The sequence below is a fragment of the Candidatus Abyssobacteria bacterium SURF_5 genome (genome assembly GCA_003598085.1).
Classification (GTDB): domain Bacteria; phylum Abyssobacteria; class SURF-5; order SURF-5; family SURF-5; genus SURF-5.
The window spans coordinates 1-15696 of record QZKU01000065.1 but is presented as its reverse complement, the minus strand read 5'-3'; the positions used below and the strand labels follow the sequence as shown (position 1 = coordinate 15696).

Here is a 15696-nt window from a genome sequence, read left to right as displayed (position 1 = left end):
TTTTGATTCCTTTCGTTCGACTCTCTTGCTCGCGCACAGACGCCCACGAGGGACCTTCTCGAATTGAGTTGATGCCCGACGAGATTGCAGACTTCCCCCTTGTGCGGACGACCCTATCGAAAAATCATGTCACATTCATGAAATTACCGCCACCCTGCGCGCCCCGGGCGGAGTATCAGGCATAAGAAGAGCGGGACGGCCTACATCATGAAAAAATGGATGGATGAGTCAGGCCGTCCCGGTTTATATCAAGGACTAATCGCAGCAGCGGATACACCCTCAGCCCGCACTGCCCTTTAGCAGGGATCTGACCGCCCCTTTTTGCGTCTTCTACCCCCCCTTACCAATCGACAAGCGTATGGGGTGGCGCTAGTATATACGGATTCTCATGTTTGGCGCAACAGGAAAATCTGCCCAGCGCTTGTCTTAAACTAAAGCGCTTTTGGAGCGGGTTGCTTCTTCGGTCTCCTGATGAAGAGCGATTGAATGAACTCGCGAGGTCCTTTGCGGGGGGATTTATCGTAAGGATTTTGTCGAAGCGCCCTCTCGATTGCGCTCTCGATAGGGCTGCTCAGGATTCCACTTTGGACAAATTTGGCTCTTGCCTCTCCAAGTCTCTTGAGGGCTTCGGCCCTTTTACCCTGACTGCCGTAGAGGCCGCCAATCGCCATCAGTTGGGTGGCCGCACCGATCGGGTTTCCGATCCGCTCATAAAGCTCGAGCGCCTTGTCCATCGATTTAAGCGCGTCCCCCAATTTTCGTTTCTTCTCGTAGAGCAGGCCGATATTGCCGTGCGCCCTCGCCCGATCGCTTGAACAATTGAGCCAGCCCGCCAGCCGGAGGGCTTCTCGATTTGTCTTGAGCGACTTCCGTAATTTCCCCAGCCTGAGATACATCAGACCCGCATTGGTCAATGCCTGTGTCTCTCCCGGCAGATTACCGATGCTTCTATAAAGTGCGAGAGCCTTCTTGTGATAATCCAGCGCGCATCTGTACTCGCGTTTCATCCCATAAACGCTTCCGACATTATCGAGCGCGACCGCCAGACCAGCACGATAATCCGTCGACTCAAAACCTTTTAGCACAGATTGCCATGGCTTGAGTGCTTCATCCGGCCTCCCCTCCGCCATAAAGAGGGTGCCGAGATTTCCCTGACTGCAGGATTGGCTTATAAAGTCATTCATTTTCCCGCCGATGCCAACCGCCTGCTTAAACACAAGGAGCGCGTCCGTCAGTTTGCCGCGCTCGCGGTGCGAAATCCCCATATTGCACAAAGAGGCCGCCGCCAACTTTTCGTTCTTGCTTCTGCGCGCGAGCGCAAGGCTGAGTTCAAAATTCTCCATGGCCCTGTCAAACGCTGACCGGTAACAATGACATACTCCAAGATTCAGATGAGCGGATATGGTGCGCGCCGCATTGATCGACTTCAGATACGCGCTCGCCGCCGCCTGGTACTGGTTCGCGGCGAAGTGTCTCTCCCCCTGCCTGAAAAACCTCTTCGCTTCACGGCGCACGCTCGGGAGGACATCATCAAGTTCCTGCCTGAGATAGAGCGTCCCTACCTTTTGAAGATATCCCCCGTCCGGCGCCGGCAAGGCTTCCAGTCCAGCGGGCCGCCACCGGATTCTGCATCGATCGCTGAGCACAGCTATGTAGAGGGAAAAAACGGCAGCCGCAGCGAAGAACGCCCACATGAACTGAGGCGGCAAGATTTTCTCGAATGGATACTGCAGAAGAGAGGAGACATGCCTTTTCAGCGCATCCGGCAGGTAACCGGCATAAGTGATGCCAGCGAGCAGCACGAAGAGGAGATACAAGAAGGTGGACAGATATCCGAGTGCATTCCAAAATTGTAAGCGTACTCTCTCCATATACCCCTTTTTTGCCCAAAAGGGGAGTCCCCACCCGGCGCGTAATACTATTTTAGCAAGCTTTGTGCCAGAGTATTTTAAGTGCCCGGTATTGGAGAGGAGGATGAAAGGAGAGAAGAAAACCTATTCCATGCCCAGGTCTTTCTTAGCTCTTCGGATTGCCTTCAGGACGTTCGGCCGGGCAGTTCCGCCGGGCGCTCGACGAGAATTAATGACGGCAGCAAGGCTGATCTCCTTGTAGACGTCTTTCTGGAAGAGAGGAGAAAATTCCTGCAGTTTCTCGAGAGGAAGGTCTTCTATCGCCGCGTTTTCCCGGATGCAGAAGCTTACCACCTTTCCCACTATCGCATGAGCCTGTCGGAACGGCACATCCTTTTTCACGAGATAGTCGGCCAGATCGGTGGCATTGAGGAAACCGGCTTTACATTCCTGCTCCATCCTCTTCGCGTTCACGACCAGTGTTTCGATCATGGGGGCGAACACATCCAGAGTGTCTCTGACGATATCCACCGAATCAAAGACACACGGCTTATCCTCCTGAAGGTCCCGGTTATACGCGAGCGGCAACCCCTTCATCAGGCAAAGCAAGGTCATCAGGTTGCCGTATACTTTTGCCGTCCTTGCCCGCGCGAGTTCGGCGATATCCGGATTCTTTTTCTGAGGCATGATACTGGAGCCGGTCGTGAAAGCGTCATCCATCTCAACGAATCCGAATTCCGACGATGACCAGAGAATAAGCTCTTCGCTCAGGCGCGAGATGTGCATCATGAATGTGGCGCAGGCGGAAAGCAACTCGATAAGGTAATCTCGATCGGAAACAGCGTCGATGCTGTTATTCGAGAGCTTTGCAAAGTTCAATTCTTTTGCCAGAAACTGCCGGTCAATTTGAAAGCTTGTTCCTGCAAGTGCGGCCGAACCGAGCGGCATCACGTCGGCCGCTTCATAGGCCTTGAGAAATCTTTCCTCATCGCGTACGAGCATCTCATTGTACGCGAGGAGATGGTGGGCTAAAAGAACGGGCTGCGCATGCTGCAGATGCGTGAATCCCGGCATGACTGCGTCCAGATTTTTCTCGGCCTGCGCGATCAGCGCTCGGCGGACCTGCTGCAGGCCGCCCCTGATCTCCAGTGCCTCATCCTTCACGTACATCCGCATATCGAGCGCCACCTGATCGTTTCGGCTGCGGCCGGTATGCAGCCGCCCTCCGATATCCGCACCCACCCGCGTCACCAGGGCTGCCTCAATATTCGTATGGATATCCTCCAGATCGATATCGAATGAAAATTTCTCGGCATCCATCTGTGCGAGGATATCGGACAAGGCTTTCTCGATCGCGTCGGTATCTTTCTTCTTGATGAAGCCGCACCGGCCGAGCATTTTCGCATAAGCGATGCTACCCCCGATGTCGTAGGGATACAGCCGATAATCAAACGTGATCGACTGCGAGTAAAGCAGGGCACGCTTATCCTGCTCCTTCCGAAACCGGCCACCCCATAATTTTGCGGTCATGCTTGATTTCCCCGGTCGGTGCGCACGATCCTATTTGTCGATGAGCGCCCGGATGCGCAGCCTGAGCGCGTTCAGCCGGATGAAGCCGGCCGCATCCGCCTGGTTATAGATGGTTTCCTTTTCAAATGTGGCGAAATCGGCGTGATACAATGAGCGCTCCGATTTTCGACCGGTCACGCTGCAGTTACCCTTGTACAACTTGAGGCGGACCGTTCCGCTCACCGAAATTTGTGTTTCGTCGACGATCTTTCGCAGCAATTCCGTTTCGGGCGCAAACCAGAAGCCGTAGTACACAAGCTCGGCGTACCGCGGAATCAGCGAATCGCGCAGGTGCATTACCTCGCGATCGAGCGTGATCGACTCCAGCGCCCGATGCGCGACGTGCAGGACCGTCCCGCCGGGTGTCTCGTAGACGCCGCGCGACTTCATGCCGACGAACCTGTTCTCGACCATGTCGACCCGCCCGATGCCGTTTCGGCCAGCCACCTCATTCAGCTTGGTCAGCATCTCGACCGGACCCAGGAGTTTCCCATCGAGAGCGACGGGAACGCCGTGTTCAAACTCGATCTCCAAAGAGGTCGCCTTGTCAGGCGCACGTTCCGGTGAAACGGACAGAAGGAACATGTCCTCGGGAGGCTCGTTCCAGGGATCCTCCAGAATACCTCCCTCGAAGCTGATATGGAACAGGTTTCGATCGCTGCTGTAAGGTTTCCGCTCGGTTACGGTAATCGGAATGCCGCAGTCGCGGGCATAGGTAATCAGATCGGTGCGCGATTTGAACGACCACTCGCGCCAGGGCGCGATCACCTTGATTGCCGGCTCGAGCGCAAAATACGTCAGCTCGAAACGCACCTGATCGTTTCCCTTGCCGGTTGCTCCGTGCGCGACGGCATCGGCGCCTTCCTTGCGTGCTATCTCGATCTGTTTTTTTGCGATTAAAGGACGGGCTATCGAGGTTCCAAGAAGGTAGGTACCCTCATAAACGAGATTCGCTTTGACGGCGGGAAACACGAAATCGCGAACAAACTCTTCTTTCAGGTCTTCGATGTAGATTTTGCTGGCGCCGGTCTTCTTCGCCTTTTCCTCGAGGGAATCCAGCTCCTCGCCCTGCCCGAGATCGGCTGTGAACGCGACCACTTCGGCGTCGTAGTTATCAACAATCCACCGGAGGATCACCGAAGTATCGAGTCCGCCGGAATACGCAAGCACCACTTTTTTGACGCTGTCTCTCATCTTCCCGTCGCTTCTCCCTTGGTAAAACGAATGGTACTCAGCGGGCTAAAGGCGTAATGGATTTCAGTCTAGTCCGCCATCAGGAGAACCAGTACTGCCTTCTGCACGTGCAACCGGTTCTCCGCCTGGTCGAACACAATCGACTGCGGTCCGTCGATCACTTCGTCGGTGATCTCCAGGTTCCGGTGCGCCGGCAGGCAGTGCATGACGAGCGCGCTGGGGCGAGCGAGTGAAAGCGCCGCCTTGTTCAATTGGTACGGCGCGAAAACCTTATTTCGCTGCTCAGCCTCATGCTCCTGCCCCATGCTCGCCCACACGTCGGTATAAACGACGTCGGCATCTTCCAATGCATCCGCAGCATCATGAGTAACCTGAATTCTCTCCCCCGCCTCGGCCCGACACTCATCGACGATTTCACCCAGCGGCTCATATCCGGGCGGACACGCTATCGAGAAGTGGAACCCCAGTCGAGCGGCCGCATTCAACCAGGAATGCGCAACGTTATTCCCGTCTCCGAGAAAACATACCTTGATGTTCGCGAGAGATCCGAATTTTTCGAGCAGGGTGAAGCAATCGCTCAGTACCTGGCATGGGTGCAACCGGTCGGTGAGTCCGTTGATTACGGGGATGGAGGCCTCGCGCGCAAGCGCAAGAACGGTTTCATGCGCGAATGTGCGTGCCATAATGGCGTTGACCCATCGCTCAAGGTTTTTGGCGGTGTCGGCCGCCGATTCGCGTACACCCATGTTGATGTCGTTCGGCCCCAAAAAGATCGCGTTCCCGCCCAGTTGTGTCATTCCGGCCGTGAACGTGACTCGCGTTCGGAGGCTGGGTTTCTCAAAAATCATGGCCAGTGTCTTCCCGGCGAGCGGCGTGACAACCTCGTTATCACGCAGGCGCTTCTTCAGGGACTGAGCCAGAGAGAATATCTCCTCAATCTCCTCCCTCGCCAGATCAAAAATCGATATAAGGTCCTTATGCTTGAGCATTTTCATTCTTCTGTACCTCCAGCACCGAGCGAAGAACCGAAACGGCTTCGTCCATGTCCTCACGTGTGGCTATCAGTGGAGGCAAGAGACGGAGGACATTTTCGCCGGCGGTCCCGACAATCAGACCGCGTTCGAGACAACCTGCAACCACGCGCTTGACCGGCCAATCAAATTCGATTCCGATCAGCATCCCCAACCCGCGGACTTCTTTTATAAACGCATGGTGCTTTGCCGTCTCCCCCAGAAGTCCAAGAAGATAATCTGAAAGTCCCTTCGCTGTGTCCAGAAAACCGTCGGATGTGAGGACGTCAAGAACGGCCAGCGCCGCCGCCGACGCAAGCGGATTCCCGCCAAACGTGCTTGCATGATCACCCGGCTGAAGCACGTCGGCCACCTTCGGTCCGGCCAACATCGCCCCGATGGGAACGCCCCCGCCGAGCGCCTTCGCAAGGGTCACTATATCGGGTTCCAGATTGTAATGCTCATAGGCAAACAGCCGGCCCGTTCGGCCCATGCCGGTTTGTACTTCATCAAGTATCAATAGAAGATCGCGTTCCTCACAGAATCTCCTCAGACTGTCGACAAAACCTTGAGACGCCACATGCACGCCCCCCTCGGCCTGCACCAGCTCGAGAAGAATCGCACACGTCCGCCCATCTGCAAGCTCCTCAACGGATTCGATATCGTTCAGGGAAGCGTATGAGAACCCATCGACCAGCGGCTGAAAGTTTCGCTGAAATTTCTCCTGTCCGGTAGCGGTAATTGTTGCAAGCGTGCGCCCGTGAAACGAATTCCTGAAGGTAATGATCCGGCCGCCTTTGCCGGAGGTATTCCCCCATTTTCGCGCCAATTTGATGGCAGCCTCGTTCGCCTCGGCGCCGCTGTTACAGAAAAAACATTTCGACGCGAAGGAATGGGATACGAGCGCCTCCGCCAGCCGAACCTGAGGTTCTATGTAATAAAGGTTTGAGACGTGGATAAGGGTCTCGGCTTGATTCCGCAAAGCATCCACGACGGCGGGATGGCAATGTCCCAACGCGTTCACGGCAAGACCGGAAAGAAAATCAAGATAAATCCTTCCGTCCGCATCCTGCACACGCGTCCCCCTTCCCTTCACTAAGGCAAGATTCCGTTGTTTTCCATACGTGTCAATGACGTACGCGTGATTCAGATCTACGATTTCTTTCGTGTTCATCCGGAAGTGACCTGTATGCGCACCTCGATTTACGAATCAACATCAGTCGGCTTTTGGGCTATCAGTTTTCTTATCGTTCTTCGTTTCCGAAGGCTTCGGAGAGTTCGGTTGGCACTTCGCATCGTTGGATTTGCGCTTGTAGTCGGTCTCGTAAAAACCGGACCCTTTAAAGATGATCCCGGCACCCGCGCCTATTTTCTTTCTCGTTTGCCCCCCGCATTCGGGACATTTGACGCGCGGCTTGACGGTCATCCCGTGAAACACTTCACAGATGTGACCGCAGCTTGTACACTCATACTCATAAGTCGGCATTTCTCAACAGCCTCCATAAAGATACGCGTTCCACACATATTGAGGAAAAGATAATTATAATAAAAATGCCAGAGTTTTTCAACTCCTCCCGCACCGAAAAAATGCGGTTAAAGGGAAACGCCCGAACGATCGCTCAGTCGAATTGCGCCCAGTGATCGAAGAAGCAGGCGTGTCTAGCTCTGGCGGCCGGAGATATCAGAGATACGATTTGACAGAGAGCCGCTTCAGTGGTAAGATTTAATGAGTGAGCACTCACTCACGCGGGCCCCGACGACACGACCCATGCGAACAGCCAGCTCAAAAAATAAGGCCGCATCGGCATCGGAAACCAAGCAGAAAATCGTCGATGCTACGCTTGCCATCGCCGCCGAAAAGGGATTCGACCAGGCGACGACGGCGGAAATCGCCAGGAAAGCGGGCGTAGCCGAGGGGTCGATTTATAACTACTTCCGCACGAAGGACGACCTGCTTATCCATACCGTGACCTGTTTCGCCGGGTCGTATCTGTCCGCATTGGTCGATGCCCTCTCGAATGAGCCGCCGGGCCTGCAGAAGCTCGACCGCCTAATCTCTTTCCATTTCCATTTCTTCACGAAAGAGGGTAATATCTTCCAGATCATTTATGGAAAAAGGCCCGGAGCAAAAGTACAGATGGCGCGAATTCTTCATGTCGCGGTTGCCCCGTACGCCTCGCTGATTGCAGGAGTCATCTCCGAAGGAATCGAGCTCGGCCGGATCAAGAAAGTCGATCCTCAAATCGCGGCTTCCTTTCTTCTCGGAGGAATGCAGTTGACGCTGTTGCGGCGCTATTTTGATCCCGGAACGTTTTCCCCGGAACAAGCCGTAGATGAGATCAAACAGATCTACCTCGAGGGACTGCTGCAGGTCCGGCAGCAGGGAAAAGAACAAGAGCATGAGCGATAAAACTAAGAAGCGGCCGATTCTGAAAATCGCAGTTATTCTGGCGTTTTTTCTTGTATTGGGATTCATTGGACTGCGGATGGATTTTGTGACGAACAGGAATAATCTGAGGCATTTGATCGTTGCAACCGGCACGATAGAGGCCACCGAGGTCGATATTGCGGCTGAGATCGGCGGAAGAATACTCGAGCTGGCCGTCAAGGAAGGAGACCATGTCAAGCGCGGTGCTTTGATCGCGCAACTGGATACGAGCCTGCTGGAAGCCGAGGTCCTTCGCGCTCGGGGACTGCTTGAATCTGCCCGCTCGGCGCTTCGAGATTTGGAAGCCGGTGCACGCACTCAGGAACTGAGCCAGGCGCGCGCCCGGGTCGAACTCGCGAAAGCGAAAATGGCTCTCGACGAGGCTGAATGGCGCCGTGCCAGAGACCTTCACAAGGAAGGGGTAGCCTCGCAGCATCAACTTGATTCCGCCGTTGCCAACCGCGACGTTTCGCGGGGGCAGTATGCCGTGGCCGTCGAGGAACTGAAATTGCTCGAGGCCGGCTCGCGGCCCGATCGCATTGATGCCGCCCGGGCCGAGGTTGAGCAGGCTGAGGCTGCGCTTCGGCTCTCGGAGGTCCGCCTCGAGAAAGCGCGGATCACTGCACCGCTGAGCGGCGTCGTCCTCGTTAAGAACGCCGAACAGGGTGAGGTTATGTCTCCAGGCGTGCCCATTGTTACCGTTGCCGATCTTGATGACATGTGGGTCAAGATATACATCGACGAGGTCGATATCGGGAAACTGAAGGTCGGACAACAAGCGGTTGTGCGAGTGGATGCCTTCCCCGCGCGTCCTTTTACCGGTCATATCACCTATATCGCGGATGAAGCTGAGTTCACCCCCAAAAACATTCAGACACGGGAAGACCGGGTAAAGCTGGTTTTCGCGGTCAAAGTTGGAATAGATAATGCGGGAGGACTGCTCAAGCCCGGCATGTATGGCGATATAGAGCTTGACTCGCTTTCCCCAGGCTCGCAGACGCAAAGACAGCTTTAGCAAGGGTGAGCCCGATGGTTCAGAAACCGAATGGTAACGCAATAGAGACCAGTGGCCTCACGCGCAGATTCGGTCCGGTCACCGCTGTCGATAACCTCGATTTGCAGATCGCTCGGGGAGAGGTTTTCGGTTTTCTGGGGCCAAACGGAGCGGGCAAAAGCACCACCATCCGGATGTTATGCGGAATCCTGAGGCCGACGGCGGGGACGGCTACCGTCGGCGGTTTCGACATCGTGCGGCAGCCCGAACAAATCAAGCGCATCATTGGATACATGTCTCAGAGCTTCGGGTTGTACAATGACCTCACCGTCGAGGAGAACCTTGCTTTTTACTCCCGCCTTTATCTTCAAGACTGGAAACAAGCGAGGCTCCGGCGGGACGCGGTAATCGAGACAATGGGTTTTAGCGAGTATCGCAAGCACTTGAGCGCCAAATTATCCGGCGGCTGGAAACAGCGTCTTGCCCTCGCGTGCGCCGTCGTCCACGAGCCGCAAATACTGTTCCTCGACGAGCCTACCGCCGGCATTGATCCCGTATCGCGGCGCACCCTGTGGGACATCCTGTATGACCTCTCGCAGAACAAGGGGATAACGCTTTTCGTCACCACCCACTACATGGAGGAAGCCGAGCGCTGTAACAAGATCGGTTTCATTTGGCGCGGGCGCCTTGTTGCCTGCGATTCTCCGCTCAACGTGAAAACGCGGGTCATGACCGAGGAGATTCTCAAACTTCGCTGCTCCGACATCCAGAAAGCGTTCGAGACGCTGCTCAGGTCGGGCGAAGTCACCGACAGCAACATCTACGGCGAGGAAATTCATGTCGTTGTCAAGGAGCGAGAATCCGGAATCTCGATCATTCGACGCTTGATGCAGCAGGCCGATATAGACGTCTACGAGCTTGGGCCGATACCGGCTTCCATCGAAGACGTCTTCGTTTCCCTTTCCAGAAAAAACTGAAACTTTCCGGAGCCTTGTCATGCTGCGCCTGTTCGCGCTCATAGAAAAAGAAGTCATCCAGGTGCTGAGAGATCCCGTCTCGCTCATGATCATGTTCATCATGCCGGGCGTGATGCTGATCCTGTTCGGGATCGCCATCTCGCTCGATCTGAATAATATTAACCTGGTTGTCTGGGACCTCGATCGAACTCCCGTCTCACGCGAATTGATCCGCAACTTTACCGAGAGCGGCTATTTTACCATTACGGAGTATAGCGAGAATGATCGGCGGATTGCGCATCTTCTGGACAGTGGCAAAATACGGGTTACGCTGAAAATTCCACCCGGCTTCGAAGAAAACATCAAAAAAGCGCAGCCGGCCCCGATCGGCATCCTGATCGACGGCTCCGACAATAATACGACCGCTATCGCGCTCAGTTACATCAACCTCATTATCCAGCAGTTTTCGACGCGCGTTTTCCTCGAAACATTTCAGCGGAGCGGGGCACTCGCTCAGGACCCTGCTCTGCCGGTCGATCTTGAAACCCGCATCTGGTACAACCCGGAGCTGATCAGTGAGAACTTCTTCGTGCCGGGCTTGGTCGCGATGGTGATGATGGTCACAACAACGGTTTTGACGGCAATGTCCATTGTCAGGGAGAAGGAGCGCGGGACCATTGAGATGCTGATGGTCGCGCCGCTTCCGAGGGTGGCCCTGGTGCTTGGCAAGATCGCGCCGTATTTCGTGGTAGCGATGGCCAACATGTTTGTTCTGCTCTTTGTCTCATGGGAATTCTTTCATGTGCCGTTCCGCGGCAGCATAACGCTGTTGTTCTGGCTGTCGGCGCTCTTCCTTCTCAGCGCGCTCGGACTGGGGATCCTCATCTCGACAATCGCATCCAGCCAGCAGGTGGCATGGACCATCTGCATGCTTACGACGGCGCTCCCGTCGTTTCTGTTATCCGGTTTCATTTTCCCGATCGAAAGCATGCCCTGGGGAATACGGCTGGTCACCTATATCGTTCCCGTGCGCTATTTCATCGTGATTCTCAGGGGGATCATCATGAAAGGCGTGGGCGCCGAGTCTCTCCTTCCGCACATACTGAGCCTTGCAGCTTTCTCGGCGGCAATGCTCGTTCTGTCGTCGAGACGAGTCTCCCGGAGGAGATTATAATGCTGAGGGAAATCCTCAACATCACCCTCAAGGAACTGCTCCAGTTGCTGCGCGACAGGCGGATGTTCCCATTGATCCTGATAGCGCCGACCTTGCAGTTGATCATTTATGGGTACGCGGCCACATTCGACATCGAAAACATTCCCACCGCCGTCTATGACCTTGACCGGTCCGCGGAATCGCGTGAATACCTCAGGCGCTTCTTCAATTCGCGGTACTTCAAAGCGACTCTTTATGTCGATGCGTATGACGACGTTCGTTCCGCTCTGGATGCCGGCAAAGTCACTGCGGCCATCGTTATTCCTCCCGATTTCGCCCGCGATCTGCATCGCGGTCGAACGGCGAAGGTCCAGATGTTCATCGATGGAACCAATTCAAATGAAGCGACGCTGGCTGCCAACTATGCTGCCGGAATTTCTCAGCGGCATGCGCTGGACAGCTTGTATACCTGGTTGCGCATCGTGGGAGATGCGCGCCTTCTTCATGCCGCCGAACACACGGCTGAAGGAGTCCTCCTTGTGGATGATCGCATCCGAGTCCGTTACAACCCCAGCCTGCAGAGCCGGAACTTCATGGTGCCGGGGGTCATCGCGTTGATTCTGCTCATCATGACGTCGATCATGACGTCGATGAGCATGGTGCGCGAAAAGGAGATCGGCACGATGGAGCAGTTGATCGTCACCCCCGTGCGCTCCGTAAATCTGATCCTCGGGAAGCTGATTCCCTTCGTCTTCATTGGAGTGCTTGACGTCACCATCATTCTGCTTGCCGCGGTCTTCTGGTTCGACATCCCGATTCGCGGCAGCATCCCGCTCCTTTTCGCGCTGTCCGGTCTGTTCCTGCTCTCGACATTGAGTCTGGGACTGCTCGTGTCGACGTTCTGCAGAACCCAACAGCAAGCGATGATTGTAACCTTCTTTTTTATCATGCCGATGATCCTGCTGTCCGGATTCATTTTTCCGATCGCGAATATGCCCGTATGGATCCAGTACCTGACGTACCTGATGCCGGTACGCTATTTCCTGATTATCATTCGAGGCATCGTTCTTAAGGGAGTCGGCGCCGGAATCCTTTGGCCACAGATATATCCTCTCGTTATCTTCGGCTTGTTCATGATAGCCATGTGCATTCTGAGGTTCCGCAAGCGAATCATGTGAATTTGGGACGGGCGCCACCGCAGGATGTTTGCTCGTTCCATTTTGCAGATGGACCAGTCGACTGATAAACTTGACATCGGAAGAAGAAGGAGGATGGACGCGGCTTGGCAAGACTTGATAACTTCGCTCGCGCGCGCAGGGTGCTGCTGCTGGTTCTGCTCTTGAATTGGTCGGTCGCGCTTGCAAAGATGGCGGTCGGCTATTTAATCAACTCACTCAGCATGATCGCCGACGGCTTCCATTCGCTTCTTGACGGGGCCTCGAATGTCATCGGTCTTGTCGGCCTTACCGTCGCCGCAAAGGAACGCGATGAGGTGCACCCCTACGGTCACAAGAAATATGAGACCTTCACGGCAATCGCGATATCGATCCTCCTTTTCATTACCTGCTTCGAAGTGATCGAGTTAGCCTTTCGTCGAATGTTCAATCCGCAGCCGATCGAGGTCTCGCCGGCCAGTTTCGGCGTCATGATTATCACCATTATCGTCAATATCTTCGTAACCCGCTACGAAAGCCGCCGGGGAGAGGAGCTTTCGAGTGACGTGCTGATAGCCGACTCGGCCCAAACGAGAAGCGACATCTTCGTCTCAATATCGGTCATCGGAACGCTCGTGCTCGCGCACATGGGGTACCCGCGCTGGGACATCGTGGTCGCAATCGGCATCGCCTTCGCCATCGGCCATGCCGGCTTCATGATCCTCCGGCGCAGTTCCATGGTGTTGGTCGATCGTATGGTTCTGGACAAGACGCGCGTCGAAGAGGTCTGCGCCAAAATCGAGGGCATTGAAAAATGCCACAAAATCCGGACGCGCGGCCGGAAAGATGATATCAACATCGACCTTCACATTGTGGTGAACCAGAAAATGGAAGTCGGCGAAGCCCACGCCCTGGCGCACCGGCTCGAGCGCAGCCTCAAACAGCAAATCCCGGGCGTAACCGACGTGCAGATTCACATCGAGCCCTTCTGACCTAAAACGCCACAAAAATTAAGCCGGCCGCCGAAGCCTCCTTGACTTCGACGGCCGGCCGTTCTCTCTCCCGAAATCAGGCGATCCGTATCAGCCCCATTTGTTACGCAAGCGAGAAACCGGCATCCGGAATCTCGATGCAGCTCCGGTCGCCGTTTGCAATCACCTTTGCCTTCATTTCGACGCCCGGCAAAACGTTATTGACGAAGAACTTTGCCGAGTGGATTTTCCCGGAGTAGAAGGCGTAATCCTGGCTGTCGGACGCGACGCTCTTGATCTTCTCGGCTGCAATGGCTGCCTGCTCGATCAGTTCGCGCGCGATCACGATCTCGCCGAACATGTGCAGGTACCGGGTCGACACCGACATGACGTAATCGAGGTCGCCTTCCATCGCGATCCCGCCGATCTTCATCGTTGTCTCCAGCAGGGTGTTCTTTGCGGCGTCAAGCTGCTCGGCCATCTTGCCGACTTCGCCGTCGCCCTTCAGCCCGCCGATGAACTCGTCGAGATATGCCATGTAGTTCTGCATCAGGATGCCGCCGCCGATGTTCAGCTTGCGGCCGATCAGGTCCGCCGACTGAACGAAGTTGGTTCCCTCGAAGATCATCGCGATGCGCGAGTCGCGGCAGTATTGCTCGACCGGATATTCCTGGCAGTAGCCGTAGCCGCCGTAGCACTGCATCGCCATGGACGCCGACTCGAATCCCATGTCGGAACAGTAGGCCTTGATGATCGGGGTCATCAGGTCCACGAAACCTTGATAATAGGATTTCTTTTCTGCGTCCGGATGCGCGTGCGCGAGGTCTTCGAACATCGCCAGCCGGTACGCGAATGCGCGCATTCCCTCGATAAAACCTTTTTGGAACAGGAGCATCCGGCGCACGTCGGAGTGTTTGATGATCGGAACGCGCGGCGCGTTCGGGTCCCTCATCTGGGACACGTGCACGCCCTGGATGCGCTCCTGGGTGTACTGCACCGCATTCTCATATGCGGCCGCCGCGAGCGCGATCCCTTGCAGTCCGGTCGTGATGCGGGCCTCGTTCATCATCTGGAACATCTGCTTCATGCCCTGGTTCTCGGCGTCACCGAGCAGATAGCCGCGGCAGGGACCGCTCTCGCCGAAATTCAGAACGCAGGTGGCCGATGCCTTGATGCCCATCTTCTTCTCGATGCCGGCGCAGGTGACATTGTTGAAATCGCCGACCGAGCCGTCCTTGTTCACCCAGTACTTCGGCACGATAAACTGAGTGATGCCCTTCGTTCCCGCCGGGCCGCCCTCGACGCGCGCCAAAACGCCGTGAATGATATTCGGCGTCAGGTCGTGGTCGCCCGAGGTGATAAAGCACTTCGTGCCGGAAATAAGATAGGTGTCGCCGTCCTTCTTCGCCGACGTCCTCAGATCGCCCAATGCGGTTCCGGCGCCCGGCTCGGTCAGGCACATCGTGCCGCCCCACTCGCCGGTGTAAAGCTTCTCGCAAAACAACTCGCGCAGATACTGCGGGCCGAAGTTCTCGACCATATGCGCAACGCCAGGGCCGGGGAAATACAGCATGAAACTGGTGCAGGCGCCCGTCAGAATCTCGCCCGCGCTCATGGCGACCACGGTCGGAAGCCCCTGTCCGCCCCATTCCTGACTGTTGGACATCGCGATCCAGCCGTTTTCGCAGGCCAGCTTGTACGCCTTGTGGAAATACTCCGGCGCCTTCACCACGCCCTTGTCGTACTTCGCGCCGTCGCGGTCGGCGTCCTGATTCATCGGACCGAGCACTTCCTGAGCGAACTTGATCGCTTCGGTGATGATCATGTCGAAGTCTTCCACCGCAAAGTCCTTGTACTTCTCCAGTTCGCAGAGCTGCTCCACGCGGAGCTGCTCATTCATGATGAAATCGATGTCGCGCTTGTTGATACGGTAGTAGTTATTACCCATACGTCCTCTCCTTTGAAGCTCAGCCTCAGACAAAACACCTGCATTCTTAGTCCATGCCGCGAGCCGACGTAGCAGACAGACTTTCTTTCGGCGGATTCCAAAGGTCCTGCCGGGGGTTATCGGCCCGGGGTTGCGCCAACAGTCTATCAGAAAGAGCCCCAGATTTCCACAACTTTTTCAAGTAACACGGGCGATTTTTCCGCAAATCCGAAACCTGCGGCTCTCATCATTCGTCCGAGTGCGGGCCCGTCGATAGGGTCAAAACCTTGTCAATCCTCACCTCAAGCCGATGCTTCGCCTGGGGAACCGGCTTCAATCCTTCCTCGCCGGGTATATATCCATTTATCATCTCGGTCTCAACCGCCTTGTCAACTAGGGCTTACGCATCTAAATCGGCCCTTGGGGGCGGATTTTTGCTGACTGCTCCTTCTTATTGGCTCTGTTGGGTTTCCTTTGTGGTTTTGGAGAT

At 55.5% G+C, this 15696-nt stretch carries 13 protein-coding genes; 6 read left to right on the top strand and 7 right to left on the bottom strand.

From position 1 onward, the window contains the following. Positions 1-431: 431 nt before the first annotated feature. The 6 genes from C4520_09295 to C4520_09270 all read right to left on the bottom strand — a co-directional run bounded on the left by C4520_09295 (position 432) and on the right by C4520_09270 (position 7109). Positions 432-1871: a tetratricopeptide repeat protein gene (locus C4520_09295; GenBank protein RJP21709.1), complete on the bottom strand. Its 1440-nt coding sequence runs from the start codon at positions 1869-1871 to the stop codon at positions 432-434. Between the two features lie 123 nt (positions 1872-1994). Then, a complete protein-coding gene (argH, locus tag C4520_09290) occupies positions 1995-3380 on the bottom strand; it encodes an argininosuccinate lyase (GenBank protein ID RJP21708.1) in 1386 nt (461 codons plus the stop codon). Positions 3381-3410: 30 nt separating this feature from the next. Then, on the bottom strand, positions 3411-4613 hold the full coding sequence (locus C4520_09285; GenBank protein RJP21707.1) for an argininosuccinate synthase: 1203 nt from the start codon (positions 4611-4613) through the stop codon (positions 3411-3413). Between the two features lie 68 nt (positions 4614-4681). After that, complete coding sequence (gene argF, locus C4520_09280; protein RJP21706.1) at positions 4682-5602, bottom strand: ornithine carbamoyltransferase; 921 nt, start codon at positions 5600-5602, stop codon at positions 4682-4684. Beyond that, positions 5589-6797, bottom strand: coding sequence for an aspartate aminotransferase family protein (locus C4520_09275; GenBank protein ID RJP21705.1), 1209 nt, complete (start codon positions 6795-6797; stop codon positions 5589-5591). Before C4520_09275 ends, argF begins: the two co-directional genes overlap by 14 nt. A gap of 42 nt (positions 6798-6839) precedes the next feature. Then, positions 6840-7109 carry a zinc ribbon domain-containing protein gene (locus C4520_09270; GenBank protein ID RJP21704.1) on the bottom strand — a complete coding sequence of 90 codons (270 nt, stop codon included), beginning with the start codon at positions 7107-7109 and terminating at the stop codon, positions 6840-6842. A 240-nt stretch (positions 7110-7349) separates the two neighbouring features. Here C4520_09270 and C4520_09265 point away from each other — a divergent pair, with 240 nt between their 5' ends. The 6 genes from C4520_09265 to C4520_09240 all read left to right on the top strand — a co-directional run bounded on the left by C4520_09265 (position 7350) and on the right by C4520_09240 (position 13300). Next, positions 7350-8033 carry a TetR/AcrR family transcriptional regulator gene (locus tag C4520_09265; GenBank protein RJP21703.1) on the top strand — a complete coding sequence of 228 codons (684 nt, stop codon included), beginning with the start codon at positions 7350-7352 and terminating at the stop codon, positions 8031-8033. Continuing rightward, positions 7957-9066, top strand: coding sequence for an HlyD family efflux transporter periplasmic adaptor subunit (locus C4520_09260; protein RJP21702.1), 1110 nt, complete (start codon positions 7957-7959; stop codon positions 9064-9066). Before C4520_09265 ends, C4520_09260 begins: the two co-directional genes overlap by 77 nt. A 14-nt stretch (positions 9067-9080) precedes the next feature. Next, entirely contained in the window at positions 9081-10022 is a 942-nt protein-coding gene (locus tag C4520_09255) for an ABC transporter ATP-binding protein (protein RJP21701.1), read from the top strand. 19 nt (positions 10023-10041) lie between these two features. Next, positions 10042-11175 carry an ABC transporter permease gene (locus C4520_09250; protein ID RJP21700.1) on the top strand — a complete coding sequence of 378 codons (1134 nt, stop codon included), beginning with the start codon at positions 10042-10044 and terminating at the stop codon, positions 11173-11175. Continuing rightward, positions 11175-12332, top strand: coding sequence for an ABC transporter permease (locus tag C4520_09245; GenBank protein ID RJP21699.1), 1158 nt, complete (start codon positions 11175-11177; stop codon positions 12330-12332). Before C4520_09250 ends, C4520_09245 begins: the two co-directional genes overlap by 1 nt. 104 nt (positions 12333-12436) lie before the next feature. After that, complete coding sequence (locus C4520_09240; GenBank protein ID RJP21698.1) at positions 12437-13300, top strand: cation transporter; 864 nt, start codon at positions 12437-12439, stop codon at positions 13298-13300. Between the two features lie 103 nt (positions 13301-13403). Here C4520_09240 and C4520_09235 read toward each other — a convergent pair whose 3' ends face one another. After that, the gene (locus C4520_09235) at positions 13404-15227 is read right to left on the bottom strand and encodes an acyl-CoA dehydrogenase (protein ID RJP21697.1); all 1824 of its coding nucleotides are present in this window, start codon (positions 15225-15227) and stop codon (positions 13404-13406) included. Positions 15228-15696 lie beyond the last annotated feature (469 nt).

Coding starts and splice junctions, on each gene's coding strand:
- argH (RJP21708.1), bottom strand. CDS start 3,380: ATGACCGCAAAATTATGGGGTGGCCGGTTTCGGAAGGAGCAGGATAAG.
- C4520_09270 (RJP21704.1), bottom strand. CDS start 7,109: ATGCCGACTTATGAGTATGAGTGTACAAGCTGCGGTCACATCTGTGAA.
- C4520_09245 (RJP21699.1), top strand. CDS start 11,175: ATGCTGAGGGAAATCCTCAACATCACCCTCAAGGAACTGCTCCAGTTG.
- argF (RJP21706.1), bottom strand. CDS start 5,602: ATGCTCAAGCATAAGGACCTTATATCGATTTTTGATCTGGCGAGGGAG.
- C4520_09235 (RJP21697.1), bottom strand. CDS start 15,227: ATGGGTAATAACTACTACCGTATCAACAAGCGCGACATCGATTTCATC.
- C4520_09250 (RJP21700.1), top strand. CDS start 10,042: ATGCTGCGCCTGTTCGCGCTCATAGAAAAAGAAGTCATCCAGGTGCTG.
- C4520_09295 (RJP21709.1), bottom strand. CDS start 1,871: ATGGAGAGAGTACGCTTACAATTTTGGAATGCACTCGGATATCTGTCC.
- C4520_09285 (RJP21707.1), bottom strand. CDS start 4,613: ATGAGAGACAGCGTCAAAAAAGTGGTGCTTGCGTATTCCGGCGGACTC.
- C4520_09265 (RJP21703.1), top strand. CDS start 7,350: ATGAGTGAGCACTCACTCACGCGGGCCCCGACGACACGACCCATGCGA.
- C4520_09275 (RJP21705.1), bottom strand. CDS start 6,797: ATGAACACGAAAGAAATCGTAGATCTGAATCACGCGTACGTCATTGAC.
- C4520_09260 (RJP21702.1), top strand. CDS start 7,957: ATGAGATCAAACAGATCTACCTCGAGGGACTGCTGCAGGTCCGGCAGC.
- C4520_09255 (RJP21701.1), top strand. CDS start 9,081: ATGGTTCAGAAACCGAATGGTAACGCAATAGAGACCAGTGGCCTCACG.